The following is a 25,750-nucleotide window of genomic DNA, read 5'->3' on the forward strand; positions in this document are numbered from 1 at the left end:
GAAAGGACCGAAAGGTGGACCAGAACGTCTCACTGACCGGACTTTTCGTCCTCCGTTCCCCGGGATCGCGAGCGGACGTCGGGGATGATCGAGATCGCCGAGGTGACTGCTCCGAAGAACCCGAATCCGGGCTTCTCGTCCTCACCGCGTCCCGTCCTCTGCCTCCGATCGGACCGCGGCGACGGGCTGTCGGCCCGCCTCGGCGACGCGTCGTCGGCCTGTCCGGGCGTCGGAGCGCTCGGGTGGTCGGATCCGTCGTCCTCGTGCCGGCCGTGCTTCGCAAGCGCTCGGGCGCCGGGAACGTAGACCGAGGTCTCGGGCTCCTTGTGCCGGGAGCGGGAGACGAGGAACCAGATGAGTCCGACGGCGAAGACGAGGATCGACGTCCAGATGTTGAGCCGCAGCCCGAGGACGAGTTCGGCATCGTCGATGCGCAGGGCCTCGATCCACACGCGGCCGAGCGTGTAGTAGCAGATGTAGAGCGCGAAGACCTGACCGTGGCCGAGGCGGAGCCTGCGGGCGGCGACGATGAGGATGAAGCAGCCGGCGAGGTTCCACAGGGATTCGTAGAGGAAGGTCGGCTGGAAGAGGGTGTCGGCGGGCAGCGCGGGGTCGGGCCAGTTGGGATTGAGCTGACCGTCGACGTACTGGTCGATGCGCAGACCCCACGGCAGGGTCGTCGGGGACCCGAAGAGCTCCTGGTTGAACCAGTTGCCCCACCGGCCCACGGCCTGGGCGAGGATGAGCCCGGGGGCGGCGGCGTCGAGGAACGGCAGGATCCTGATCCCCTGGTATCGGGCGACCGCCCACGCGGCGAGCATGCCGAGGGCCACGGCACCCCAGATCCCGAGACCGCCGTTCCAGATCTTCAGCGCGTCGAGCGGGTTCCCGTTCGGCCCGAAGTACGGGTCGGGGGTGGAGAAGATGTGGTAGAGGCGTCCGCCGATGATGCCGGCGGGCACCGTGATGATCGCGATGTTCCACAGGTCGTCCTCGTGGCCGCCGCGGGCGCGCCAGCGCCTCGAGGTCAGCCACAGGGCGAGGAGGATGCCCGCGAGGATGCAGAGTGCGTAGGCGTGGATCGTCAGCGGGCCGATCGAGAAGCCGCTCCAGCTCGGGGAGGGGATCTCGGCCACGAGATCGACGTCGCTCATGCGCAGCCCTCCCGGAGTTCGCCGGCAAGTGTGCGCAGGGCGGGGACCCCGCCCTCGTCGAGGGCGCGGATGAGGGCGGAGCCGACGATGACGCCGTCGGCGTAGGCGGCCACCTCGGCTGCCTGTTCGCGGTTCGAGACGCCGAGTCCGACGCACACGTGCGGGGCACCGGCCTCGCGGAGGCGGGCGACGAGGTCGCGGGCATGGTCGTCGACGCTCGAGCGGACCCCGGTCACTCCCATCGTCGAGGCCGCGTAGACGAAGCCGCGGCTGGCGTCGACGATCGTGGCGATGCGCTCGGGCGTCGACGACGGCGCGGCGAGGAAGATCCGGTCGAGGCCGTGGTCGTCGGCCGCGGCCATCCACTCTCCGGCCTCGTCGGGGATGAGGTCGGGGGTGATGATCCCCGCTCCCCCGGCGGCGGCGAGATCACGGGCGAACGCGGAGACCCCGTATTGGAGGACGAGGTTCCAGTAGCTCATGACGACGGCGGTGCCGCCCGCCTCGGCGACGGCGGAGACGGCGGTGAAGACGTCCTTCGTGCGCACGCCGCCCTCCAGTGCCGCCTCGGCGGCCCGTTGGATGACGGGACCGTCCATGCCGGGGTCGGAGTAGGGCAGGCCGACTTCGACGATGTCGACGCCGGATTCGACGAGAGCGGTCATCGCCTCGATCGATCCCTCGACGGTGGGGAAGCCGACGGGCAGGTAGCCGATGAGGGCGGCACTGCGCCCCGCCTCGGCGACCGCGTCGACGGTCTCTCCGGTCGTCGTCATACCTGCACTGCTCCTTCGTCGAAGTAGTCGAACCACGTCGCTGCCGTGGTCATGTCCTTGTCGCCGCGTCCCGAGAGGTTGACGAGGATGATCGCCTCGGGTCCGAGCCGCTCACCCACCCGCATCGCCCCGGCCAGGGCGTGGGCGGATTCGATCGCGGGGATGATGCCCTCGGTGCGGGCGAGCAGCTGGAGGGCGGTCATCGCCTCGTCGTCCATGACCGGTTCGTAGACGACGCGGCCGGTGTCGTGGAGGTGCGAGTGCTCGGGCCCCACCGAGGGATAGTCGAGGCCCGCGGAGACCGAATGCGAGGGTCGGGTCTGACCGTCCTCGTCCTGGAGGATGTACGTGGCTGAGCCGTGGAGGACCCCGGGCCGACCGCCGGAGAACCGGGCGGCGTGGCGGCCGGACTCGATGCCCTCTCCCCCGGCCTCGAAGCCGAAGATGCTCACGTCCTCATCGGGGAGGAAGGCCGCGAAGATGCCCATCGCGTTCGACCCGCCTCCCACACACGCGCACACAGCGTCGGGCAGTCGGCCGACGGTCTCGAGGAGCTGTTCGCGCGCCTCGGTGCCGATGACCTGCTGGAAGGCGCGGACCATGGCGGGGAACGGGTGGGGGCCGGCGACGGTGCCGATGACGTAGTGGGTGCTGCCGACATTGGCGACCCAGTCGCGCATCGCCTCGTTCATCGCGTCCTTGAGGGTGCGCGTGCCGTTGGCGACGGCGTTGACCTTCGCCCCGAGCAGGCGCATGCGGGCGACGTTGAGGGCCTGCCTGCGGGTGTCCTCCTCGCCCATGTAGACCTCGCACTCCATGCCGAGCAGTGCTGCGGCCGTGGCGGTGGCCACCCCGTGCTGACCGGCGCCGGTCTCGGCGATGAGCCGGGACTTGCCCATCCGCTTCGCGAGCAGCGCCTGCCCGATCGCGTTGTTGATCTTGTGGCTGCCGGTGTGGTTGAGGTCTTCGCGCTTGAGGAAGACGCGGGCTCCCCCGCAGTGAGCGGCGAACCGCGTCGCCTCGGTGAGCAGGCTGGGCCGACCGATGTAGCGCAGCTGCAGGTCACGGAGCTCTGCGGTGAACTCCGGATCGACCTGGGACTTCCGCCAGGTCTCCTCGATCTCGTCGAGCGCCGGGATGAGGGCTTCGGGAATGAACCTCCCGCCGAACGCACCGAAGTACGGTCCGGTCTCCGTGGTCTCAGTCATGGCTGTCCTTCGGTTCGTGTGCCTGCGGTCAGGGTCTCAGGCGCGCTGATGCGCGCGGCCCGCTGCGGTGTAGGAGGCCACGGCGGCCTGCGGGTCGCCGTCGCGGACGAGGGCCTCGCCGACGAGCACGGCGTCGGCACCGGCGCGGGCGTAGGCGTCGACGTCGCCGACGCCGGCGACTCCGGACTCGGCGACGAGCGTGCACCCGGCAGGGGCGAGCTCGGCGAGCGGCGCGAACCGGGCCGTGTCGACGCTGAGGTCCTTGAGGTTGCGGGTGTTGACGCCGATGAGCCGGGCCCCGATGTCGATCGCGGTCTCCATCTCAGCGACGCTGTGGGTCTCGACGAGGGCCGTCATGCCCAGGGAGGCCGCGAGGTCGTGGAAGTCACGCAGCTGCGCCGGGGAGAGAGCGGCGACGATGAGGAGGACGAGGTCGGCCCCGTGGGCACGGGCCTCGTGGAACTGGTACTCGTCGACCATGAAGTCCTTGCGCAGCACCGGCACGTCGACGGCCGCCCGGACGGCGTCGAGGTCGGCGAGGCTGCCGGAGAAGCGACGGCCCTCGGTGAGGACGCTGATCGCCCGGGCTCCGCCGGCGGCGTAGAGGCCGGCGAGAGTGCCGGGGTCCGGGATGTCGGCGAGGTCGCCGCGCGAGGGTGAGCGGCGCTTGACCTCGGCGATGACGCCGAAGTCGGCGTCGAGGTCGAAGGTGCGCACCGGAGCCGCCGCACGGGCGGACTCGACGACCGCGGACAGCGGGACCTCGCGGCGACGCGCCTCGAGGTCCTCGCGGACGCCGACGATGATGTCATCGAGGACGGTCATCGGCGCTTCGGCTTGGTTCCCAGTCCGACGGCGCGCAGGATCATGCCGACGATGAGGCCGACCACGGCGACCCCGCCGCCTGCGTAGACGATCGTCGGGTTGTGGATCGTGAAGCCCACGCAGCCGATCGACAGTCCCACGAGCATGATGATGACACCGGTCCAGCCGGCGACGGAGTTGCCGTGGCCGGGGTCGGCGATGGCGGCGTAGTCGATCGTGGACTTATCGAGATCGGTGGCGCCCGAACGGGCGACGGATTGCGACATGGCGCTCCTTACGCTGACGTGCTCAAGTACTCTCTCATTGTGTCACGTCCGACGGTGTGCTCTGGCATCGACCCGGCACCTGAGATCGGGGTCGGCGCCTCCGGGTCATGTCCGACGCCCCGAGTTGGCATCGACCCGGCACCTGGGATCGGGGTCGGCGCCTCCGGGTCACGACCGTCACCCCTCACGTCCTCCGCGGCGGATCCTCGTCGTCGCCGCGTTCGACCTCTTCACCGCGGGAGAGCGCATCCCACGTCGCCGCCGAGTCGAAGTCACCGTCCTCGGCCTGCGCCGTGCGGGCGTAGCGGTTCGACCCCGACCATGTGCGCGAGGACACGACGACCCAACCGATGACGACGACGGTGAGGACGGCGCCGATGAGGGCGACGAGCGGCCATGCGGTCGCACCCTCGGCCCCCATCGCGGTGATCGCGGTCATCCCGTAGCCGAGCGCTGCGAGGAGGGCGAAGGTGAGGACGACGATGCGGCCGACCTTCCCGAACATCGCCGAGAGCAGCCCGCACACCGCGATGATCGCCACGCATGCGGTGGCGATCGGCGAGGCCTGGCTCGTCTCCGTCTGGTTGGGCAGCGCGACCCCGGAGGGGCCGAGCGTGTCGCTCGCCGCCCCGGTCTGCCAGGTGGCGAGCGTGATCGCCCAGAGGGCGGCTGCGACGACGAGGATGAGGAGGACTCCGCGGGACTTCGTCATCGTCGACCTCCCGCGGCCGTGGCGGCATCCGCCGAGGTGCCCACCCAGTGGGCGCGTCCGGCCGCGGCTGCCGCGGTGAGGACTGCGGCCGCCTTGTTCTCCGACTCCTCGTATTCGGTCTCGGGCACGGAGTCGGCGACGATGCCGCCGCCGGCGAAGACGCTCATCACTCCGTCGCGGAGGACCCCGGTGCGGATGGCGATCGCGAGGTCGAGGTCGCCGGTGAAGGAGAGGTACCCGACGACTCCCCCGTAGAGTCCGCGCCCGACGACCTCGAGTTCGTCGATGATCTGCAGGGCGCGCGGCTTCGGGGCCCCGGACAGCGTGCCGGCGGGGAAGGTCGCCGTGAGTACGTCGACGGCCCCGTGCCCGTCCTCGAGTTCGCCGCGCACGGTCGAGGAGATGTGCATGATGTGGCTGAACCGTTCGATGTCCATGAACGCGCTCACGTCGATCGTGCCGGCCCGACAGACCTTCGCGAGGTCGTTGCGGGCGAGGTCGACGAGCATGAGGTGCTCGGCGCGCTCCTTCTCATCGGCGAGGAGTTCGCGGGCGAGACGGTCGTCCTCCTCCGGGTTCGCCCCGCGGGGCCGGGAACCGGCGATGGGGTGGGTGACGACAGTGCCCTGGCGCACCGTGACGAGCGCCTCGGGCGAGGAGCCGATGATGCTCACCGGCTGTCCGTCTGAGTCGTGGAGGTCGAGGAGGTACATGAACGGCGAAGGGTTCGCCCGCCGCAGCATCCGGTAGACCATGAGCGCCTCGGCGTCGCAGTCCGTGTCGAAGCGCTGCCCGAGGACGACCTGGAAGATCTCACCGTCGACGATGTCCTGCTTGGCCCTGCGCACACCGTCGAGGTACGTCTCACGCGGGGTGCGGGTGCGCACCTGCGGGGTCACCGCTTCCGGCACACGCACCTCGGCGGGGGCGGGGGCGGTGATGCGGGCGAGCATCGCCTCGATCCGAGCGACCCCGGAGGCGTAGGCGTCGTCGATCCCGGTCTCCGCCCCGTCGACGTTGACGACGTTGGCGACGAGGGTGAGCGTGCCCGAGTAGTGGTCGTAGACGGCGATGTCCCCGGGGATCATCAGCTGCACGGTCGGCAGCCGATGCTCATCGGGCTGGGGTGGGCCGAGCTTCTCGACCTCCCGGATGATGTCCCACCCGAAGTAGCCGACGAGGCTCGAGACCATCGGCGGCAGGTCGCTCGACTCGATCCGGAGCAGCTCGAGGGTGGCCGCGACCGCATCGAGGACGCTGCCGGTGCGGGGCACTCCGACGGGAGGGGTGCCCTCCCAGCGGAAGCCCTCGGACGTCGAGACCAGGGTGGCCACGGGCGCGGAGCCGATGAACGAGTAACGCGCCCACGCACCGGCTTCGGCGGATTCGAAGAGGAACGACCCGGGGGTGCCGTCGGTGAGCTTCCGGTAGAGGCTGAGCGGGGTCTCGGCGTCGGCGAGCACCTCCGCGTGGACGGGCACGAGTCGCGCCGTCGCCCCGGCGGCCCTGAAGCCGGCGAGGTCGGGGCGGATGTCGAGGCCGGACTCAGTCGTCGGGATCGTCACTGATCGTCCTTCCTGTGAAGCAGGTGTCGGTGAGGGTGTGGCATGCGGGTCCGGTCTGGTCGACGACCATGAGCAGCGCGTCGGCGTCGCAGTCGAGGGCGAGCGAGACGAGCGCCTGGGTGTTCCCGGAGGTCTCCCCTTTGACCCAGTGCTCCTGCCGTGAGCGCGACCAGTAGACGGCCCGCCGCTCGGCCAGGGTGCGTTCGATGGCTGTGCGGTCCATCCACGCGAGCATGAGGACGTCCCGTGTCGTCGCCTCCTGAACGACGACGGGGGCGAGCCCGTCGGGTCCGAGCGTGATGACCTCCCGCCAGTTCTCCGGGGTCGCGTCGATCTGCCTCTCGCTCATCGGACCTCGAACCCCTCTGCCGCGAGCGCGGCCTTGACCTCGTCGATGTGGAGCGTGCCGTAGTGGAAGACGCTGGCGGCGAGCACGGCGTCGGCTCCGGCCCGCACCGCGGGGGCGAAGTGTTCGACCCTCCCCGCCCCGCCCGAGGCGATGAGCGGCACGCTCACCGCCGCCCGGGCGGCGGAGATGAGTTCGAGGTCGAAGCCCTCACGGGTGCCGTCGGCGTCGATCGAGTTGAGCAGCACCTCGCCGACCCCGCGCTCGGCCGCCTCGCGGATCCACTCGATCGCATCGCGGCCCGTGCCCTCCCGGCCGCCGCGGATGGTCACTTCGAAGCCCGACGGGGTCTCACCGCCCCGGGTCCGCCGGGCATCGAGGGAGAGGACGAGCACCTGGTTGCCGAAGTGACGGGAGATGTCGCTGATGAGCTGCGGGTCCGCGACCGCCGAGGTGTTGACGGAGACCTTGTCCGCGCCGTCGCGCAGGAGCCGGTCGACGTCGGAGACGCTGCGCACGCCGCCGCCGACGGTGAGCGGGATGAAGACCTCCTCGGCGCACGCGGCGACGATGTCGTGGACGGTCTCACGGTCGCCGCTGCTCGCGGTGACGTCGAGGAACGTGAGTTCGTCGGCACCCGCCTCACCGTAGGCGCGGGCGAGTTCGACGGGGTCCCCGGCGTCGCGGAGCTCGGCGAAGCGCACGCCCTTGACGACGCGTCCGGCGTCGACGTCGAGGCACGGGATGACTCTCACGGCAACCATGGTCTTCTCCTAGATCCCCAGTGTCCGGTAGCGCTCCAACCGCCGTGCCCGTCTCCGGGCTGCGGGTTCGCGCATGAGTTCGATGAGTTCGTACTCGAGGGTGTCGCCGACCCGCGCGACGAAGTCGAGGGGTTCGTCGCCGGCATCGGGATGCTCGGCGATGATCCGATCGACGACGCCGGTCTCGAGGAGCTTGGGGGCGTGGACGCCCTGACTCTGCGCCATCTGCGGGGCGAACTCGGTCGTGCGGTGGACGATCGCCGAGGCGCCCTCGGGTGGGAGCGGGGACAGCCAGCCGTTCTCGGCGCTGAGCACTCTGTCGGCGGGGATGAGCGCGAGCGCGCCCCCGCCCGAGCCCTCGCCGAGGATGAGGGAGACCGTCGGCGCGTCGAGGTTGGCGAGGTCGGCGAGCGAACGGGCGATCTCTCCGGCGATGCCGCCCTCCTCGGCGGACTGGGAGAGCGCGGCACCGGGGGTGTCGATGACGGTGACGAGCGGGAGGTCGAGTTCGGCGGCGAGCTTCATTCCGCGCCTGGCCTCGCGCAGCGCCGCCGGGCCGAGCGGGGCCCGGGAGTCCTGGCGGAAGCGGTCCTGGCCGAGGACGATGCACGGGGCGGACCCGAACTTCGCGAGCGCGAGCAGGAGGCCGGGATCCTTCTCTCCCTGACCGGTGCCGTTGAGCGGCAGCACTGTGTTCGCCGCGGTTCGCAGCAGGTCGCGGACCCCGGGACGATCGCCTCGGCGCGAGCGGGTGATCGCCTGCCACGCGTCGGCGTCCGGGTCGACGGTCTCCGGGCGGGTGTCGGGGTCGGGGACGCGGGCCGGGACCTCTTTGGCGCCCATGAGGACGTCGAGGACGCGGGAGACCGTGGCGTGGATCCGTTCGGGTCCGATGACGGCATCGATGATCCCGTGCTTGTGGAGGTTCTCCCCGGTCTGGACGTTCTCGGGGAACGGTTCGCCGTAGAGGGCCTCGAACACGCGCGGTCCGAGGAACCCGATGAGGGAACCGGGTTCGGCGACGGTGACATGGCCCATCGACCCCCACGAGGCGAAGACTCCCCCGGTCGTCGGGTGCCGGAGGTACACGAGGTAGGGCAGGCCGGCCCGGCGGTGGGCGACCACGGCGTTGGTGATCTTGACCATCGAGAGGAACGCGACGGTGCCCTCCTGCATGCGGGTGCCGCCCGAGGCGGGGCCCGCGAGCAGGGGCAGCCCTTCGAGGGTGGCGCGTTCGATGGCGTCGGTGAGCCGTTGGGCGGCGGCGACGCCGATCGACCCGGCGAGGAACCGGAACTCTCCGGCGACGACGGCGACCCGGCGCCCGTTGATCGTCCCCTCACCGGTGATGATCGCCTCGTCGACCCCGGACTTCTCGCGTGCTGCGGCGAGTTCGGCCTCATAGTCGGCCGAGACTCCCCCGGCGGGAGTGACCGGTGGCTCGTCCCAGGAGACGAAGGAACCCTCGTCGAGGACGATGCCGACGAGCTCGGTCGCGTTCAGGCGTGCCACGGTCTCACTCCTGCCGGTCGGTGCCGGGCTCCGCCGGTGCGTCGCCGGTCAGCCACGCGGCGATCGCCTCGGCATCCTCGTCGAGCAGCGGCGGGGCGTCGTGGCTCGTCTTCGTCGTCTCCACCTCGGTGCCGTCGACGGAGTCGAAGAACCGCAGCGGCGGGCCGGGCAGGTCGATGCCGCCGAGGACGGGGTGGTCGACGGAGACCTTGAGGCCCTGGCTGAACGCCTGCTCCCACTCGTAGACCTCGGGCAGGGTGCGCACGGTGCCGGCCGGGATGCCGGCGGAGCTGAGCCGCTCGAGGAGGTCGGCGGAGTCGAACTCTGAGAAACGGGACTCGATGAGGTCGATGACGGCCTGCCGGTTGGCCACCCGTGCGGCATTGTCGGCCATGCCCGGGGTGGCGGGATCGACGTCGAAGGCCGCGCAGAGCTTCTGCCAGAGGCTCTCGTTGCCCACTGAGATCTGCACGGCGCCGTCGCGCGAGGCGAAGAGTCCGTACGGCGAAAGCGAGGGGTGGTGGTTGCCGCCGGGCAGCGGTGTCTCGCCCGCCACCGTGGTCCGGGTGCCCTGGAAGGCGTGGACGCCGACCATGCCGGCGATGAGCGAGGTGCGCACGATCTTGCCCCTGCCGGTGCGTTCGCGCTCGAGCAGGGCTGCGAGCACACCGTAGGAGCCGTAGATCCCGGCGAGGAGGTCGGCGATCGGGACGCCGACGCGCTGCATGTCCTCGGGTCCCGAACCGGTCAGGGACATCAGTCCCGCCTCGCCCTGGGCGATCTGGTCGTATCCGGCGCGGGAGGCTTCGGGACCGTCGTGGCCGAACCCGGTGATGGAGAGGATGATCAGCCGCGGGTTGATCTCCAGGCACTGGGCCGGGGAGAAGCCGAGACGCTCGAGGACGCCGGTGCGGAAGTTCTCGATGAGGACGTCTGCGCGGGCGATGAGTGCGCGCAGGGTCTCCGCTCCGGTCTCGGACTTGAGATCGAGGGCGATCGACTCCTTGTTGCGGTTGCACGAGAGGAAGTAGGTGGCCTGCGGATCGTCGTCGGGACCGACGAAGGGCGGACCCCATGAGCGGGAGTCGTCGCCGCGACCGGGGTTCTCGACCTTGATCACGCGCGCGCCGAGGTCGCCGAGCATCATCCCGGCATGCGGGCCGGCCAGCGCCCGGGAGAGGTCGATGACGGTGCAGCCGCTCAGCGGCCCTGTCTCTGTCGCGGTCATGGCTGGTCCTCCTCGAAGTTCGTCCACTTGGTCACGAGCATACGCAGTCGGGCGACCTCCTCGTGTGCGCGGGGGCCGTCGGCATGCTGGATCGCCATCACCGCGCACGTCGAGCCGTCGGCGAGGTCGAGGATCGGCCACGGGTCGTCGCCGACGCGGGAGAAGGTCACCCCGACGATCTCCGACCACTTCACGTGCCGCGTGCGCACGATGTTGCGCACCGTCACCCCGGTGCGATCGGGTCGGGCCTGGATGTCGGCGACGCGCAGCAGCGCTCCGCCGAAGAGGATGCCGAGCAGGTTCATCCACACCATGTCGATGAGGTGCCAGGGCCGCCAGTCGACGACGAAGAGAGCGACCGAGAGGACGGCGAAGCCGACGAACAGGGCGATCGCCCCGACGATGCCGATGACCCTCACCTGGCGTGGTCGGAAGACGGCGAACTCAGATGCGGCAGGCGCCAATGCTCGTCACCAGAATCGCTCGCGCGCCGACCGCGTAGAGGCGGTCCATGACATTGTTGACGTCCTTCGCCTCGACCATGACCCGCACGGCCACCCAGCCGGTCTCCTGCAGCGGGGAGACCGTCGGCGATTCGAGGCCGGGGGTGAGCGCGATCGCCTCGGGGACGAGGCGCTCCTCGATGTTGTAGTCGACGAGGACGTACTGCCGGGCGACCATGACCGATTCGAGGCGGCGGCGGAGCACTTCGACCGAGGAGTCGGCTCCGTCACGCTGGACGAGGACGGCTTCGGAGTCGAGCAGCGGTTCGCCGAAGGTCTCGAGGCCGGCTGCCCGCAGGGTCGAGCCGGTCTCGACGACGTCGGCGACGGCATCGGCGACCCCGAGTTGGATCGAGACCTCGATGGCCCCGTCGAGCTGCACGGTCGTCGCCTCGATCCCGCGGGCCTTCAGGTCGGACTGGACGAGGTGCGGGAAGCTCGTGGCGATCCGCAGTCCGGCGAGTTCGTCGACGGAGGAGAAGCGTCCGGCCTCTCCGGCGTAGAAGAAGCGGGAGGAGCCGAAGCCGAGGCCGACGACCTCCTCGGCGGGGGCCTGGGACTCGAGGAGCAGGTCACGGCCGGTGATGCCGGCGTCGAGGATCCCGGAGCCGACGTAGACGGCGATGTCGCGGGGGCGGAGGTAGAAGAACTCGACCCCGTTGGTCTCGTCGCGGTGGACGAGGGTCTTCGACCCGCGGCGGGTCGAGTATCCGGCTTCGCTGAGCATGTCGGTGGCGGCTTCGGAGAGGATGCCCTTGTTGGGCACGGCTACACGCAGCATGGCGTCCTTTGCGGAGGTGGGACGGGAGGTCACAGGTGGGCGTTGACGTCGTCGAGGCTCACGTCCTTGGCGATCATGAGCACCTGGAGATGGTAGAGCAGCTGTGAGATCTCCCCGGCGAGTTCGTCCTTCGACTCGTACTCCGCGGCCATCCACACCTCGGCGGCCTCCTCGACGACCTTCTTGCCGATCGCATGGACTCCGGCGTCGAGTTCGGCGACGGTCTTCGACCCCGCGGGGCGGTCGAGGGACTTCTGGAGGAGTTCGGCGTAGAGAGAATCGAAGGTCTTCACCCGATCCAGGGTAGACCATAGCCGCCGTCCCGCCCTCGCGGGGTCTCAGGTCCCGGACGACTCCTCGGGGCCGCGGGTGACGTCGGTCGCGCCGAGGTGGGGCGCCGAGATCGTCTGCTTCGAGCGCTTCGCCCAGTCGATGAGTCCGAGGATGACCATGACGAGGAAGATGAGGTAGACGGCGCCGGAGAAGACGAGGCCGCCTGCCACGGCGAGCGGGATGCCGACGAGGTCGACGGCGAGCCAGACGAACCAGAACTCGACGACCGCCCGGCCCTGGGCGTACATCGCGACGAGGGAGCCGATGAAGATGTAGGCGTCGGGGTACGGGTTCCACGACCATCCGCCCACGGAGAGGATCCAGCCGAAGACCGCGGTGCCGATGACGAGGGCCGCGATGATCCCGACCCGCTCCTTCCACGTCGCCCAGCGGACGACGACCTCACCGGAGTTCTCCTGTGACTTCCGCCACTGCGTCCACCCCCAGATCGCCGCGACGATGATGACGACCTGGCGGGAGGCGTTGCCGCCGAGCCCGGCGGAGATCGAGGCGGAGAAGAGGAGGATCGAGCCGAGGATCTGCACCGGCCAGGAGAGGATGTTCCGGCGCAGGGCGAGGACGACCGTGGCGAGGGCGCAGATGTTGCCGAAGAGGTCGGAGTACGGCACCGGCTTGCCGAGCAGTTCGAACGCCGGAGTGTTGAGCCAGCTGAGGAATTCCATCGTCGTCTCGGTTCTCTCGTCGGTGCGGTCGCTAGTGGGCGTGGGCGGCGGCGAGCGTCCGCAGCTGTGCGATCGCGGCCGCGGCGTCCTCGGCGCCGTAGACCGCGGAGCCGGCGACGAGGACGTCGGCCCCGGCGTCGACGACGCGCTCGACGGTGGAGGCGGAGACACCGCCGTCGACCTGGAGGCGGATCTCGAGGTTCGCCTCCGAGATCGCCTCCCGGGTGCGGCGGATCTTCGGCAGGCACACGTCGAGGAACTTCTGCCCCCCGAAGCCGGGTTCGACGGTCATGATGAGGATCTGGTCGAACTCGCCGAGGAGGTCGACGTACGGTTCGATCGGGGTCGCCGGTTTGAGCGCGAGGCTCGCCCGCGCTCCGAGGCGGCGCAGCTCCCGGGCCAGGCGCACGGGGGCGGCGGCCGCCTCGGCGTGGAAGGTCACCGAGGCGCACCCGATCTCCGCATAGACGGGGGCATTCCGGTCGGCGTCGTCGATCATGAGGTGCGCGTCGAGCGGGATCGGGCTGACCTCGTGGATCCGCTCGACGACGGGAGGGCCGAACGTGAGGTTGGGCACGAAGTGGTTGTCCATGACGTCGATGTGCGCCATGTCGGCCGTCGCGATCCTCTCCAGCTCCCCGCGGAGGTCGGAGAAGTCGGCGGAGAGGATGCTCGGGTTGATCTCGATCACAGGGGTGCCTTTCGCAGCAGGGCCAGGAACATTCCGTCGGTGTCGTGGACGTGGGGCCAGAGTTGGGCGAAGCCTCCGGAGCCCCGGCCCACCGAGGCGAACGACTCCGCCTCTGCGCCGGTGACCTCGGCGAGGACGGCGGGGGCGTCGAGGACCTCGACCGCCTCACCGCGCGAACGCAGAACGTCGTCGACGACGAGGACGGTCTCGGCGTAGTGGGGCGAGCACGTCGAGTACGCGACGACGCCGCCCGGGGCGCACGCATCGAGCGCTGCGGTGAGGATCTCCCGCTGCAGCCCGGCCAGCGCGTTGACGTCCTCGGGGCGGCGCCGATAGCGGGCTTCGGGGCGACGGCGGAGCGCGCCGAGCCCCGTGCAGGGGACGTCGACGAGGACCTTCGCGTACGGTCCCGTCGCGTCCCTGGCGTCGGCGACGGCGACGGTGACGTTCTCCAGCGCCTGCGTGGAGGTCTCGACGAGGGAGACGCGGTGCGGGCTCGAGTCGAAGGCCGCGAGCACCTCACCCTCGGCTCGGGCGGTCGCGGCGAGCAGAGCGGCCTTGCCACCGGGTCCGGCGCAGAGGTCGGCCCACGGACCGTCCGGGGCGCTGACGTGGGCCAGGGCGAGGGCGACGAGCGCCGAGCCCTCGTCCTGGACGCGGGCGCGGCCCTCGGCGATCGCGGGCACGTCGCGGGGAACGGTGTCGTCGAGGTGGACGCCGACGGGTGAGAGCGGGGTCGGGACACCGGGCAGCTCGGCCCGGTCGAGGAGTCCGGGCAGGGCGGTGACGGCGACCTGGGCAGGGGCGTTGTCGGCGGTGAGCAGCGTGTCGATCTCCGCGGCGTCGCGGCCGTGGCCCTTGAGCGCCTGGGTGAGCGCGCGGACGACCCATTCGGGGTGGGAGTGCTCGACCGCCCGGCGCCCGGTCTCCGACAGGCCCGCGGAGACCCGCTCGAGCCACGTGCCACGGTCGGCTTCGGCGATCCGGCGGAGGACGGCGTTGACGAATCCGGCCGTGCGCGGGGCCGAGCGCTTGACGACCCCGACGGTCTCGGCGACCGCTGCGTGGTCGGGCACGCGCATCGCGAGCACCTGGTGGGCGCCCATCCGCATCGCGGCGAGCGGTTCGGGGTCGATCGCGGACACGGGTCGGCCGGCCGCCTTCTCGATGACGGCGTCGTAGAACTCCTGCCCGCGCAGGGTGCCGTACGTGAGTTCGGTCGCGAAGGCGGCGTCCTGTCCGCTCACGTGCGTGCGTGCGAGCTTCGCGGGCAGGAGCAGGTTCGCATACGCGTCCTCGGTCGCGACGTCGACGAGCACCTCCCATGCGAGGCGGCGGGGCAGGTTGGGCTTGACGGCCACTCAGGCCTCCTCGGGTTCGGTGTCGATGCGGACCTCGCCGTGCCCGCGCAGGTAGTCGGCGGCGGGCATGCGACCCTTGCCGAAGGGCTGGATCTCGCTCACGCCTGCCCAGCCGTCGCCGGCGCCGAGCACGGCCCCGGTCGTCCCCGCGCGGAGCAGTCCCGCCTCGGGCGGCGCGGTCTCGGCGGGGGCGGGGGTGAGGCCGAAGAGCTTCGTCCGGCGCCCGTCGATCTCGACCCACGGGCCGGGGGCGGGGCTGACCCCGCGGGAGCGGGCGATGACCTCGGCGACGGGACGGCTGAGGTCGAGGCGGGCGTCGGCGGCGGTGATCTTCTCGGCATGGCTCGGCTGCGCCCCGCCGGCGATGAGCTCGGCCTGCGGGGTGAAGGTCGCAGTCCCCGCCGCGAGGTCGTCGACGGCCGCGACGAGTTCGTGCGCGCCCGCCTCGGCGAAGGCGGCCAGCGCCGATGCGGCGTCGGGCTGGTCGAGCGGCAGGGTGCGGGTGCGCAGCACGTCACCGGTGTCCATGCCCGTGTCGATGCGGAAGACGCTCACCCCGCTCACGGCCTCCCCGGCGATGAGGGCGCGCTGGACGGGCGCGGCCCCGCGGTGGGAGGGAAGGAGGGAGAAGTGGAGGTTGAACCAGCCGAGGCGGGCTGTGGCCAGTGCCGCGGGCCCGGCGATCGCCCCGAAGGCGACGACGGCGACGGCATCGACGTCGAGGGAGCGCAGGCGTGCGATGACCTCCCCGCGGAGGCGGTCGGCCTCGATGACGTCGAGACCGAGCTCGAGCGCGCGGGCCTTGACCGGGGACGGGGTGAGGATGCGTTTGCGGCCGACGGGGGCGTCGGGTCGGGTGAGGACCGCGCGCACCGTGTGCTCGGAGTCGACGAGGGCCTCGAGGGCGGGGACGGCGACGTCAGGGGTGCCGGCGAAGACGATATCCACGGAAGTCGATTCTACGCCGTGCCCGGCACCTCACAAGGACCGGGGATCGTCGATGCGCACGCGCACCTGCGGCAGCTTCTTCGCCGAGCGTGCGGCGGTGATCTCGGCCAGCCGCGCACCGACGGCCGGGCCGGCAGCGATGGGGTAGGCGGCGACGACCCGCTGACCGTCCTCGTCATCGTCGCGGATGAGCTCCTCAAGGACGTCGACGTCTGCGAGCACGGCGTCGATGTCCGTGCCGGCCCCGGCGAGTTCGACGATGCGCCTATACGGCGGGAAGCCGAGCTCGCGTCGATCGTGCAGGGCCCTCGCCATCGTCACCGCGGGGTCGAACGTCGTCAGTGCCGTACGGATGACCTCATCGGTGTCGCCGAGGTAGACGACTCCCCCATCGGTGCGTGAGCGCACCAGCGACGCCGCCCGCATCCGCCGCCGCACCCCCTCATCGCTTGCGCGCATCCACGGTCCCGGCCACAGGGAGTCGAGCAGGATCCCGGCCGCATACCCGCCGATCGCATAGGGTTCGGCTCCGGTGGTGGCGACGACGACGCGGGGGGCGAAGTCGACGGCGATGGGGATGTCCTCTCCCCCGGATTCGACGATCTCGACACCCGGCAGCGCCCGGCGCAGCTCCTCGACGGTGCGTGTGCGGCCGCGCACGATCGAGCGGACCTCATGGGAGCGGCAGCGGCCGCACGTGAACGTCTCGGAGTGGTAGCCGCACGTCCGGCACGCGAAGGGGCCGACCTCGGACTGGGTGGACAGCGGGGACTCGCAGACGGGACAGCGCGCGGTCTCCTGGCAGCGGGCGCACGCGAAGACCGGGTAGTACCCGGCCCGCGGCACCTGGACGAGGACGGGTCCCGCGGTCTCGTCCCCGCGCGGCCGCAGCGCCTGGCGCATGATCTCCCAGGCGCGGCTGGGGATGCGCTGCCACGCATAGGGGTCGCGTTCCTCGTCGGGGACGAGGACGCGCGGTGAGCCCGCTCGGCGCGCGTTCGCCGCAGGGCTGACATCGCTCAGCCATCCGATCTCGACGAGGCGTTCGACCTCGGCGCTGCGATCGAACGCAACGAAGAGGAGACCGGTGTCCTCGAGGTTCGACCGGAGCAGGCACACCTCACGCGCGTGCGGGTAAGGAGCGTGCTGGTCGAGGTAGCTCTGGTCGGCGTCGTCGGTGCAGATGATGAGGCCGAGGTCGACCATCGGGGCGAAGGCGGCGGCCCGCGTGCCGATGAGCAGCCGGGTGCCCCCGAGCAGCCCGGTCAGCCATGCCGTCCACCGCTGCTCAGGCGACTGGTCGGCGTGGAGTTCGGTGAACTCGGTGAGCCTCCCGCGGTCGATCTCGGCGCGCAGGGCCGCAGACAGCACGGCGATCTCCCGATGGTCGGGGACGAGCCAGAGCACGGACCTGCCCTGCGCGAGCGCCGCCTGGGCCGCTTCGAGTCCCGCCGTGATCCAGCCGAGTCCCGGCAGCCTGCCGGGCGTGAGCGTGAGTGCGAGGCGCGCCCGGTCGGAGCCGGCGGACGCGGTGCCGTGGTCCTCGTCGCCGCTCTCGGCGACCCACGCGCCGAGGGCGGTGAGCACGCCGTCGGTGCCGGTGCCGGACTCCGGGTCGGTGTCGGCGGTCTCTGTGTCGGCGGTCTCCGTGCCGGCAGCGTCGGTCTCTGTGCGGGCGGCATCCTTACCGGCGGCGGCCTTGTCGGCGGCCTCCGCGCCGACAGGACCCTCCTCGTCGGCGTGCTCGAGTGCGCGCAGCACGGCCTTCTCCGCCCGAGCGTGCCGGGGTGGGATGGCGAGACGCAGCACGTCGGGCAGGGTGCCGGCGTACCGCGTGGCCACGGCTTCGCAGAGTTCGAGGAGGTCGGGCGTGAGCACCGTGATCGGACTCGTCACCCGTTCGATGACGGCGAGCGGTCCGACGTGGTCGCTCGTCGCCGTCCGGGCGAGGACGAATCCGTCGCGCAGCTTCCCGGCGAACTTCACCCGCACCCGCACCCCGGGGCGGACCGCCTCGGCGAGGGAGGCGGGCACCGCGTAGTCGAAGGTCCGTGCGAGATGCGGGACGGGATGGTCGATGAGGACCTGGGCGACGGGATCGGTCTCCGCGACGGGGACCTGGCCGAGCGCGGTGGTGGGGGTGGAGAAGAGGGGTTCGTCCACGAACTCAGTTCGCCGAGACGGCCCGGAGCAGGTCGTCCGCGCGGTCCGTGCGCTCCCACGTGAAGTCGGGCAGCTCGCGGCCGAAGTGACCGTAGGTCGAGGTCTGGGAGTAGATCGGGCGGAGGAGGTCGAGCTCCTGGATGATCATCGCGGGGCGCAGGTCGAAGACCTCGCGGATGGCCCGGGTGATCGCAGCGGGGTCGACCTTCTCGGTGCCGAAGGTCTCGACGTAGAGGCCCATCGGGTCGACCCGGCCGATCGCGTAGGAGACCTGGACCTCGGCGCGGTCGGCGAGTCCTGCGGCGACGATGTTCTTCGCCACCCAGCGCATCGCGTAGGCCGCGGAGCGGTCGACCTTCGAGGGATCCTTGCCGGAGAACGCGCCGCCGCCGTGGCGGGAGAAGCCGCCGTAGGTGTCGACGATGATCTTACGTCCCGTCAGTCCCGCATCACCCATCGGCCCGCCGGTGACGAAGGGCCCGGCGGGGTTGATGTGGACGTTCTCGCCGCTCCGGTCGAGTCCCGAGGCATCGGCGATGGGGTCGATGACGAGTGCGCGGATGTCGGCCTTGAGCTGTTCCTGGTCGATCCCGGCGGCATGCTGGGTGGAGACGACGATGTTCTCGAGCGAGACGGCGGTGTCGCCGTCGTAGCCGAGAGTGAGCTGGGTCTTCCCGTCTGGGCGGAGGTAGTCGAGCTCACCGGACTTGCGGACCTCGCTGAGCCTCTCGGCCATCCGTGAGGCGAGGTGGATGGGCAGCGGCATGAGGACGTCGGTGGCGTTGTCGGCGTAGCCGAACATCAGCCCCTGGTCGCCGGCGCCGAGGGAGGAGCCGTGGTCGGTCTCGAGCGCCTCGCGGAAGTCGAGCGGGTTGGTCACCCCCGAGTGGATGTCCGTCGACTGGCTGCCGATCGAGACCGAGACGCCGCACGAGTGTCCGTCGAAACCGGTGTCCGAGGAGTCGTAGCCGATGCCGGTGATGAGGCTGCGGACGATCCCGGCGACGTCGGCGTAGGCGTCGGTGTTGACCTCGCCGGCGACGTGGACGAGTCCCGTGGTCACCATCGTCTCGACGGCGACCTTCGCATCGGGATCCTTGCCCAGGAGGTCGTCGAGGACGGCGTCGCTGATCTGGTCGCAGATCTTGTCGGGGTGGCCTTCGGTGACGGATTCGGAGGAGAAGTAGCGCAGTTCGGATGTACTCACGGCGTCGATTCTACTGGGGTGAGGCGTTCAGCGATGACGGCTGTGACCTTTTGCGCAACATCGTCCTTCGTGCCCGCGAGCCTCGCTGCGTCGACGACCTCGTCCCCGTCGGCGGCGAGGACGACGACCTCGGTGACGTCGTGGCCGAAGGCCCGGTCGGCGGAGACGTCGTTGAAGACGAGGAGGTCGGCTCCCTTGCGGCGGAACTTCTCGACCGCGTACTCGTGTGCGGTGTGGGTGGCGTCCCCGGTCTCGGCGGCGAAGCCGACGATGAACTGGCCGGGTCGGCGGGAGGCGACGAGCCCGGCGAGGACGTCGGGGTTCTGGACGAGGTCGATGCGCATGCCCTCGTCGCCGGACTTCTTCAGCTTCGACTCCCCCACCTCGGCGGGACGGTAGTCGGCGACCGCGGCGGCCATGATGATGACGTCGACGGAGGTCTGCGCGGTCTCCATGGCGTCCTGGAGGTCGAGCGTCGACTCGATGGGGGTGATGGTGATGTCGGCGGGAAGGTCGCTGAGCAGTCCCGTGTCGACGTGGGCGGCGACGAGCTCGACCTTGGCGCCGGCGGCATGCGCGGCGCGGGCCAGGGCGATGCCCTGCTTGCCCGAGGAGCGGTTGCCGAGGAAGCGGACGGGGTCGAGGGCCTCCCGGGTGCCGCCGGCGCTGACGACGACCCGGCGTCCGGTCAGGGCTCCCCCCTGTGCAGAGGCGCTGGGCTCATCGGATCCGACCGCGGCGAGGGCGAAGGCGACGATGTCCTCCGGTTCGGGCAGACGCCCGGGTCCAGAGTCGGGGCCGGTGAGCCGACCGACGGCGGGCTCGAGGATGTGGACTCCGCGCGAGCGCAGCGTGGCGATGTTCGCGACGGTCGCCGGGTTGAGCCACATCTCCGTGTGCATGGCGGGCGCGACGACGACGGGGGCGGTCGTCGTGAGCACGGTCGCGGTGAGGAGGTCGTCGGCCATTCCGGCGGCGATCTTCGCAATCGTGTTCGCCGTCGCCGGGGCGATGATGACGAGGTCGGCGTCCTGGCCGATGCGGACGTGGTTGACCTGATCGACGAAGTCGAAGACATCGGTGGTCACCGGCCGGCCCGAGAGCGCCTCGAAGGTCGGGGCGCCGACGAACTCCAGGGCGCTGGGGGTGGGCACGACCGTGACGGTGTGCCCGATCTCTCGGAGGCGCCGGATGACATGGGCGGCCTTGTACGCGGCGATCCCGCCGGCGACTCCGAGGACGACTCTCACTGGTCGCTGAAGTCGATCGCGCCGTCGGTGCTCACGCTCGTCTCCGCGGTCTCCTCGACCGTGACGGGGGCGAAGTCGGATTCGGAGATCTCACGGGAGACGATCTTGCCCTCGTTGATCTCGCGCAGCGAGATCGACAGCGGCTTCTCGTTCGGGCCGGGGGTGACCAGGGGGCCGACGTTCTCGAGCAGACCCTCCTGCAGCTGGGCGTAGTAGGAGTTGATCTGACGCGCTCGCTGGGCCGCGATGGAGACGAGTTCGTACTTCGAGCCGGTGACGGAGAGGAGTTCGTCGATCGGCGGATTGGTGATGCCTTCAGGCTGAGCAGGCAAGGGGTGTCCCATCTAATCGAGTGTGGATATACCCATCAATTGTATGAGTTCTTCGGCCGCAGTGCGAACGCTGTCGTTGACGATGGTGACGTCGAACTCGGATTCGGCGGCGAGTTCGGCCCGCGCCGTGGTCAGGCGCCGCTCCTGCTCCTCGGCGGACTCGGTCCCGCGACCGGTGAGGCGGCACACGAGCTCCTCCCATGTCGGCGGGGCGAGGAAGACGAAGAGGGCGTCGGGCATCTTCGCCTTGACCTGCCTGGCGCCCTGCAGGTCGATCTCGAGGAGCGAGGGCACTCCTGCCTCGAGCCTGCTCCGCACCGGGGCGGCGGGAGTGCCGTAGCGGTGCCGACCGTGGACGACGGCGTATTCGAGCATCTCGTCGCGGGCGATGAGTCCGTCGAACTCGTCGTCGGAGACGAAGTGATAGTGGACACCGTCGATCTCGCCGGGGCGGCGGGGCCGTGTGGTCGCGGAGACCGAGAACCAGATCTCGGGGTGGTGCTGTCTGATGTAGCTGCTGATGGTGCCTTTTCCGACCGCTGTGGGCCCCGCGAGCACGGTGAGTCGAGTGTTCACAGATCTGAGGTTGTCACACTCAGGAGTATTTCTCCAACAGGGCGTTCTTCTGGTGCACTCCGAGTCCCTTGATGCGGCGCGAGGAGGCGATGCCGACCTCCTCCATGGCCGCTTCGGCGCGCCTGTCGCCGACGCCGGGCAGGGAGCGCAGCAGGTCGAGCACGCGCATCTTCGCGAGCGCTTCGTCCTTCCCCGCCTTCTGGAGCACTGCCGCGAGATCCGTCTCTCCGCTCTTGAGCGCCGCCTTCACCTCGGCACGCACCTGTCGAGCCTTGAATGCCTTGTCAAGGGCGGCCGAACGCTGTTGCGGGGTCAATGGTTCGAGTGCCACATTATCTCCTCTGTCACCATGAACGGGCAGGTAGGGAAGTTGCTTCAGTCTAAAACACAAACCCGCATGACCGACACAGCGAGGAGAAGAAAAACCTCAGTCGTCGAGGGTCAGGGACGCGTTGAGCGCCTTCGCCGCCTCGCGCAGACCTGTCGGTCCGGCTGCGAGCACGGCCCGGGAGGCGGCGACGACGATCTGGCGACGGCGCAGCGCCTCCCGCCCGAAGACGGCGATGAGCTCGCCTCGGCCCGCACCCTGGGCGCCGACGCCGGGAGCGAGAATGGGACCTCCGCAGTCGCTCGGGTCGAAGCCGAGTTCGGACGCTGCCCGTCCGATCGTCGCACCGACGACGAGGCCGTAGGGACCCAGCCCCTCCCCCTGCGTCAGCTGCGCATTGGCCTGGGCGACGGCGGCGGCGACGCTGCCGGCCACGGAGTCGCCGAAGCCCTCGACCGGGTGACCCGTCCGGGCGTGCTGGACGCTCGCGCCTTCGGGATTCGAGGTGAGGGCGAGGACGAACAGGCCCCGGTCGTCGGCTGCCGCGAGGTCGAAGGCGGCGCCGAGCGCGCCGACGCCGAGGTACGGGGAGACCGTGACGGCGTCGGCGGACAGCGGCGAGTCGGGTGCGAGATGGGCCTGGGCGTAGCCGGCCATCGTCGAGCCGATGTCCCCGCGTTTGACGTCGAGGATGGTGATGAGCCCCCGCTCACGGCACGCGGCCAGCGTCTCCTCGAGGGCTGCGACCCCCGCGGAGCCGAAGCGCTCGAAGAACGCCGACTGCGGTTTGACCGCGGCCACGGTGCCGGCGAGCTCGGTGACGGTGCGCAGGGCGAACTCCCTCACCCCGGCTGCGGTCAGGGGCAGCCCCCACGCCTCGAGGAGGTGGTCGTGGGGGTCGATGCCCACGCACACGGGTCCGTGCGCGGCCATCGCCTCCGAGAGCCTCGTGCCGAACATCATGCGCTCCAGTCCTGGAGGCTGCGCACGCCGAAGGTCTTCTCCCGCACCGCGTGGAGCGAGGTGACGGCGGCTGCGAACTCCGCGATCGTCGTGATCAGCGGCACCGAGTTCGCGGTCGCGGCGGCGCGGATCTCGTAGCCGTCGGCGCGTTCCTGCCGGCCGGCAGGGACGTTGATGACCATGTCGATCGTGCCCGCTGCGAGGTAGTCGAGCACCGTGCGGTCCTCGGCGTCGGCCTCGAAGTGCTTGTGCACCTGGGAGGTCGCGATCCCGTAGCGGGAGAGGACCGCGGCGGTGCCGGTGGTGGCGACGACGTCGAAGCCCATGTCGACGAGCTCCTTGACCGGCAGCACCATGGCCCGCTTGTCGCGGTCGGCGACGGAGACGAAGACGGTGCCCGAGGTGGGGAGCTTGATCGAGGCCCCGAGCTGTCCCTTCGCGAACGCCGTCGGGAAGTCGTGGTCGATGCCCATGACCTCACCGGTCGAGCGCATCTCGGGTCCGAGCACGGAGTCGACGACCTTGCCCTCGACGGTGCGGAACCGACGGAACGGCAGCACGGCCTCCTTGACGGCGATCGGGTGGTCGAGCGGCAGCGTCGAGCCGTCACCGGTCTCCGGCAGCAGGGTCCCGCGCAGATCGGCGATCGTCCGCCCCACGGCGATGAGCGCGGCGGCCTTCGCCAGCTGCGTCGACGTCGCCTTCGAGACGAACGGGACGGTGCGCGAGGCGCGCGGGTTGGCTTCGATGACGTAGAGGACGTCGGCGGTGATGGCGAACTGGATGTTGAGCAGTCCGCGCACGCTCACGCCTTCGGCGATCGCCCGGGTGGCGGTGCGCACCCGTTCGAGGACGTCCTCGCCGAGGGTGAGCGAGGGCAGCACGCACGCGGAGTCGCCCGAGTGGATGCCGGCCTCCTCGATGTGCTCCATGATGCCGCCGATGAAGATGTCCTCACCGTCGTAGAGGGCGTCGACGTCGATCTCGATCGCGTCCTCGAGGAAGCGGTCGACGAGGACGGGCCGGTCGACGGAGACCTCGGTGGCGGTGGCCATGTAGTCGAGCAGCTGGGTGCGGTCGTAGACGATCTGCATGCCGCGCCCGCCGAGGACGTACGAGGGGCGCACGAGCACGGGATAGCCGATCTCCTCGGCGATGACGGCCGCCTCGTGGGCGGTCACCGCGGTGCCGTGCTTGGGGGCGGTGAGACCCGCCCGGGCGAGGACGGCACCGAACTCGCCGCGATCCTCGGCGAGGTCGATCGCCTCGGGCTGCGTGCCGAGCACGGGGACGCCTGCTGCCTTGAGCCGGTCGGCCAGTCCCAGCGGGGTCTGCCCGCCGAGGGTGCAGACGACGCCGAGGACGGGACCGGCGGCGAGTTCGGCGTGGTAGACCTCCATGACGTCCTCGAACGTCAGCGGTTCGAAGTAGAGGCGGTCGGCGGTGTCGTAGTCGGTCGAGACGGTCTCGGGGTTGCAGTTGACCATGACGGTCTCAAAGCCGGCCTCGCCGATGGCCATCGTCGCGTGGACGCACGAGTAGTCGAACTCGATGCCCTGGCCGATCCGGTTCGGGCCCGAACCGAGGATGAGCACGGCGGGGCGCTCACGCGGCTCGACCTCAGTCTCCTCGTCGTAGCTCGAGTAGTGGTAGGGCGTGTGGGCCTCGAACTCGCCGGCGCACGTATCGACGGTCTTGAACACGGGCCGGATCCGCAGGGCGTGGCGGACCCCGGTGACGACGTCGGTGCTCAGGCTGCGCAGGTGGGCGATCTGCTCGTCGGAGAAGCCGTGGTTCTTCGCGATCCGCAGCACCTCGGCGTCGAGCTCGTCGGCGCCGGCGATGAACTCGGCGACCTCGTTGATGAGTTCGATCTGGTCGAGGAACCACGGGTCGATGCCGCTCGCCTCGTGGACCTCGGCGTTCGTCAGGCCGGCCGCGAGTCCGCGCTGGACGGCGTGGATGCGGTCTGCGGTGGGGTGGCCGATCGCCTCGAGCAGGGCCTCGCGCACCTCGTCGTCGGAGATGTCCGGCAGGTCCGCCCAGGAGAACGACGAGCCCTTCTGCTCCATCGAGCGCATCGCCTTCTGCAGTGCGGTCGTGAAGTTCCGGCCCAGCGCCATGACCTCGCCGACGGACTTCATGGTCGTCGTCAGGGTCGGGTCGGCGGCGGGGAACTTCTCGAACGTGAAGCGCGGGATCTTGACGACGACGTAGTCGAGGGTGGGTTCGAAGCTCGCCGGGGTGACCTGCGTGATGTCGTTGGGGATCTCGTCGAGGGAGTAGCCGACGGCGAGTTTGGCGGCCATCTTCGCGATCGGGAAACCGGTCGCCTTCGACGCCAGCGCCGAGGACCGGGAGACGCGCGGGTTCATCTCGATGACGACGATGCGCCCGGTGACGGGATCGACGGCGAACTGGATGTTGCAGCCGCCGGTGTCGACGCCGACTGCGCGGATGACGTCGATGCCGATGTCGCGCATCCGCTGGTATTCGCGGTCGGTCAGGGTCAGCGACGGGGCCACGGTGATCGAATCGCCGGTGTGGACGCCGACGGGGTCGACGTTCTCGATCGAGCACACGACGACGACGTTGTCCTTGTGGTCGCGCATGAGCTCGAGCTCGTACTCCTTCCACCCGAGGATCGACTCCTCGAGGAGGACCTCGGTGGTGATGGAGTCGGAGAGGCCGGCACCGGCGATGCGGCGCAGATCGGTCTCGTCATACGCCATGCCCGATCCGAGTCCGCCCATCGTGAAGGAGGGGCGGACGACGAGGGGGTAGCCGAGCTCCTCGGCGCCGGCGATCGCCTCGTCGAGGGTGTGGCAGATGACGGAGCGGGCCACCTCGGCGCCGCAGTCCTCGACGATCTGCTTGAACTTCTGCCGGTCCTCGCCGCGCTGGATCGCGTCGACGTCGGCGCCGATGAGCTCGACGCCGTACTTCTCCAGCGTGCCCGCCTCGTGGAGGGCGATCGCGGCGTTGAGCGCGGTCTGCCCGCCGAGGGTCGGCAGGATCGCGTCGGGGCGCTCCTTGGCGATGATCGACTCGATGATGTCGGGGTCGATGGGCTCGACGTAGGTGGCGTCGGCGACGTCGGGGTCGGTCATGATCGTCGCGGGGTTGGAGTTGATGAGGATGACGCGCAGGCCCTCTGACCTGAGCACACGGCACGCCTGGGTGCCGGAGTAGTCGAACTCGCAGGCCTGCCCGATGACGATGGGACCGGAGCCGATGACGAGGACGGAGTCGAGATCGTTGCGAAGTGGCATGGG

26 protein-coding genes are annotated in these 25,750 nt (G+C 70.4%); all 26 read right to left on the reverse strand.

The genetic code is table 11. The features are described from left to right. Nucleotides 1-29: 29 nt before the first annotated feature. Nucleotides 30-1,154, reverse strand: a complete 1,125-nt coding sequence (gene lgt, locus AC0VYB_RS10485; RefSeq protein ID WP_475384687.1) for a prolipoprotein diacylglyceryl transferase — start codon at nucleotides 1,152-1,154, stop codon at nucleotides 30-32. Continuing rightward, nucleotides 1,151-1,930 (reverse strand): tryptophan synthase subunit alpha, encoded by a 780-nt coding sequence (gene trpA, locus AC0VYB_RS10490; RefSeq protein WP_167560902.1) that lies wholly within the window; start codon nucleotides 1,928-1,930, stop codon nucleotides 1,151-1,153. Before trpA ends, lgt begins: the two co-directional genes overlap by 4 nt. Then, complete coding sequence (gene trpB / locus AC0VYB_RS10495; protein WP_101623740.1) at nucleotides 1,927-3,138, reverse strand: tryptophan synthase subunit beta; 1,212 nt, start codon at nucleotides 3,136-3,138, stop codon at nucleotides 1,927-1,929. The genes trpA and trpB overlap by 4 nt, the downstream gene beginning before the upstream one ends. 36 nt (nucleotides 3,139-3,174) lie before the next feature. Continuing rightward, the gene (trpC, locus tag AC0VYB_RS10500) at nucleotides 3,175-3,963 is read right to left on the reverse strand and encodes an indole-3-glycerol phosphate synthase TrpC (RefSeq protein ID WP_009377180.1); all 789 of its coding nucleotides are present in this window, start codon (nucleotides 3,961-3,963) and stop codon (nucleotides 3,175-3,177) included. Next, complete coding sequence (locus tag AC0VYB_RS10505) at nucleotides 3,960-4,229, reverse strand: HGxxPAAW family protein (RefSeq protein WP_009377179.1); 270 nt, start codon at nucleotides 4,227-4,229, stop codon at nucleotides 3,960-3,962. The genes trpC and AC0VYB_RS10505 overlap by 4 nt, the downstream gene beginning before the upstream one ends. Before the next feature lie 184 nt (nucleotides 4,230-4,413). Continuing rightward, entirely contained in the window at nucleotides 4,414-4,941 is a 528-nt protein-coding gene (locus AC0VYB_RS10510) for a Trp biosynthesis-associated membrane protein (RefSeq protein ID WP_475384688.1), read from the reverse strand. Beyond that, entirely contained in the window at nucleotides 4,938-6,506 is a 1,569-nt protein-coding gene (gene trpE, locus AC0VYB_RS10515) for an anthranilate synthase component I (RefSeq protein WP_280559820.1), read from the reverse strand. The genes AC0VYB_RS10510 and trpE overlap by 4 nt, the downstream gene beginning before the upstream one ends. Further along, nucleotides 6,487-6,855 carry a phosphoribosyl-AMP cyclohydrolase gene (hisI, locus tag AC0VYB_RS10520; RefSeq protein ID WP_475384690.1) on the reverse strand — a complete coding sequence of 123 codons (369 nt, stop codon included), beginning with the start codon at nucleotides 6,853-6,855 and terminating at the stop codon, nucleotides 6,487-6,489. The genes trpE and hisI overlap by 20 nt, the downstream gene beginning before the upstream one ends. After that, nucleotides 6,852-7,616: an imidazole glycerol phosphate synthase subunit HisF gene (hisF, locus tag AC0VYB_RS10525; RefSeq protein WP_063250257.1), complete on the reverse strand. Its 765-nt coding sequence runs from the start codon at nucleotides 7,614-7,616 to the stop codon at nucleotides 6,852-6,854. The genes hisI and hisF overlap by 4 nt, the downstream gene beginning before the upstream one ends. Nucleotides 7,617-7,625: 9 nt before the next feature. Next, nucleotides 7,626-9,128 carry a carboxyl transferase domain-containing protein gene (locus AC0VYB_RS10530; RefSeq protein ID WP_280559822.1) on the reverse strand — a complete coding sequence of 501 codons (1,503 nt, stop codon included), beginning with the start codon at nucleotides 9,126-9,128 and terminating at the stop codon, nucleotides 7,626-7,628. A gap of 4 nt (nucleotides 9,129-9,132) precedes the next feature. Then, complete coding sequence (locus tag AC0VYB_RS10535) at nucleotides 9,133-10,356, reverse strand: CaiB/BaiF CoA transferase family protein (protein ID WP_280559823.1); 1,224 nt, start codon at nucleotides 10,354-10,356, stop codon at nucleotides 9,133-9,135. Further along, the gene (locus AC0VYB_RS10540) at nucleotides 10,353-10,820 is read right to left on the reverse strand and encodes a PH domain-containing protein (protein WP_131247725.1); all 468 of its coding nucleotides are present in this window, start codon (nucleotides 10,818-10,820) and stop codon (nucleotides 10,353-10,355) included. Before AC0VYB_RS10540 ends, AC0VYB_RS10535 begins: the two co-directional genes overlap by 4 nt. Next, nucleotides 10,801-11,640 carry an ATP phosphoribosyltransferase gene (hisG, locus tag AC0VYB_RS10545; protein WP_009377171.1) on the reverse strand — a complete coding sequence of 280 codons (840 nt, stop codon included), beginning with the start codon at nucleotides 11,638-11,640 and terminating at the stop codon, nucleotides 10,801-10,803. Before hisG ends, AC0VYB_RS10540 begins: the two co-directional genes overlap by 20 nt. Nucleotides 11,641-11,669: 29 nt before the next feature. Next, the gene (locus AC0VYB_RS10550) at nucleotides 11,670-11,933 is read right to left on the reverse strand and encodes a phosphoribosyl-ATP diphosphatase (protein WP_063250254.1); all 264 of its coding nucleotides are present in this window, start codon (nucleotides 11,931-11,933) and stop codon (nucleotides 11,670-11,672) included. A gap of 45 nt (nucleotides 11,934-11,978) precedes the next feature. Beyond that, entirely contained in the window at nucleotides 11,979-12,656 is a 678-nt protein-coding gene (locus tag AC0VYB_RS10555) for a nicotinamide mononucleotide transporter family protein (RefSeq protein WP_009377169.1), read from the reverse strand. 31 nt (nucleotides 12,657-12,687) lie between these two features. Beyond that, nucleotides 12,688-13,347, reverse strand: a complete 660-nt coding sequence (rpe, locus tag AC0VYB_RS10560) for a ribulose-phosphate 3-epimerase (protein ID WP_167560893.1) — start codon at nucleotides 13,345-13,347, stop codon at nucleotides 12,688-12,690. Then, nucleotides 13,344-14,708 carry an RsmB/NOP family class I SAM-dependent RNA methyltransferase gene (locus tag AC0VYB_RS10565; RefSeq protein WP_131247729.1) on the reverse strand — a complete coding sequence of 455 codons (1,365 nt, stop codon included), beginning with the start codon at nucleotides 14,706-14,708 and terminating at the stop codon, nucleotides 13,344-13,346. The genes rpe and AC0VYB_RS10565 overlap by 4 nt, the downstream gene beginning before the upstream one ends. Beyond that, nucleotides 14,709-15,656 (reverse strand): formyltransferase family protein, encoded by a 948-nt coding sequence (locus AC0VYB_RS10570; RefSeq protein ID WP_131247730.1) that lies wholly within the window; start codon nucleotides 15,654-15,656, stop codon nucleotides 14,709-14,711. Between the two features lie 30 nt (nucleotides 15,657-15,686). Continuing rightward, on the reverse strand, nucleotides 15,687-17,819 hold the full coding sequence (locus tag AC0VYB_RS10575; RefSeq protein WP_280559373.1) for a primosomal protein N' family DNA-binding protein: 2,133 nt from the start codon (nucleotides 17,817-17,819) through the stop codon (nucleotides 15,687-15,689). Nucleotides 17,820-17,823: 4 nt separating this feature from the next. Beyond that, entirely contained in the window at nucleotides 17,824-19,026 is a 1,203-nt protein-coding gene (metK, locus tag AC0VYB_RS10580) for a methionine adenosyltransferase (protein ID WP_009377164.1), read from the reverse strand. Then, complete coding sequence (gene coaBC / locus AC0VYB_RS10585; RefSeq protein ID WP_131247734.1) at nucleotides 19,023-20,276, reverse strand: bifunctional phosphopantothenoylcysteine decarboxylase/phosphopantothenate--cysteine ligase CoaBC; 1,254 nt, start codon at nucleotides 20,274-20,276, stop codon at nucleotides 19,023-19,025. The genes metK and coaBC overlap by 4 nt, the downstream gene beginning before the upstream one ends. After that, nucleotides 20,273-20,620, reverse strand: coding sequence for a DNA-directed RNA polymerase subunit omega (gene rpoZ / locus AC0VYB_RS10590; RefSeq protein WP_095375526.1), 348 nt, complete (start codon nucleotides 20,618-20,620; stop codon nucleotides 20,273-20,275). The genes coaBC and rpoZ overlap by 4 nt, the downstream gene beginning before the upstream one ends. Further along, complete coding sequence (gene gmk / locus AC0VYB_RS10595) at nucleotides 20,621-21,184, reverse strand: guanylate kinase (RefSeq protein ID WP_009377161.1); 564 nt, start codon at nucleotides 21,182-21,184, stop codon at nucleotides 20,621-20,623. Between the two features lie 19 nt (nucleotides 21,185-21,203). Continuing rightward, a complete protein-coding gene (gene mihF / locus AC0VYB_RS10600; protein ID WP_040341490.1) occupies nucleotides 21,204-21,515 on the reverse strand; it encodes an integration host factor, actinobacterial type in 312 nt (103 codons plus the stop codon). Nucleotides 21,516-21,611: 96 nt separating this feature from the next. Next, nucleotides 21,612-22,475, reverse strand: a complete 864-nt coding sequence (gene pyrF / locus AC0VYB_RS10605; protein WP_009377159.1) for an orotidine-5'-phosphate decarboxylase — start codon at nucleotides 22,473-22,475, stop codon at nucleotides 21,612-21,614. Next, entirely contained in the window at nucleotides 22,472-25,747 is a 3,276-nt protein-coding gene (gene carB, locus AC0VYB_RS10610; RefSeq protein ID WP_095375524.1) for a carbamoyl-phosphate synthase large subunit, read from the reverse strand. Before carB ends, pyrF begins: the two co-directional genes overlap by 4 nt. Between the last annotated feature and the right edge of the window lie 3 nt (nucleotides 25,748-25,750).

It is taken from the genome of Brevibacterium sp. Z349TD_9 (assembly GCF_056173565.1).